Source organism: Stenotrophomonas maltophilia group sp. RNC7, from assembly GCF_030910085.1.
GTDB lineage: Bacteria > Pseudomonadota > Gammaproteobacteria > Xanthomonadales > Xanthomonadaceae > Stenotrophomonas > Stenotrophomonas sepilia.
The window spans coordinates 1-476 of sequence record NZ_JAVFVN010000958.1 but is presented as its reverse complement, the minus strand read 5'-3'; the positions used below and the strand labels follow the sequence as shown (position 1 = coordinate 476).

General features: G+C 37.4%; 1 pseudogene. It reads right to left on the bottom strand.

The features are described from left to right. Window positions 1-476: pseudogene (locus RCF13_RS25100) on the bottom strand (MoxR family ATPase); the annotation flags it as partial.

Below are 476 nucleotides of genomic sequence, written 5' to 3'. Positions count from 1 at the left end.
ACGGTAGTTCGTGCAACGATTTTTGCGATAACTTGTTCTCCTGTTATTCCTTCAAATTTTGCTTCCATTTTTAAAATGAGTCTGTGAGCCAACACGTAAGGAGCTAAAAATTTAACATCGTCTGGAATAACATAATTTCTGCCATGGATAAATGCATAAGCTTGTGAAGCTTTCATTAAAGCAATCGAGCCACGCGGACTTGCACCTAGTTGTATAGAACTATAAGACCGAGTTTGACTAACAAGCTTTACAATGTAATGCTTAATGGCTTTGTCCATGCTTATTTCCCGGACGCTTTGTTGCAAATAAAGTAATTCTTCTATTGTAGTAATAGCTTGTAAATGGGAGAGGGGATTTGTTTTTTCCATCCGGTTTAAAATTTCAAATTCTTCTTCTGGCGAAGGATATCCCATTTTTAGCTTCAATAAGAAACGATCGAGCTGGGCTTCTGGTAAAGGATATGTTCCCTCATATTC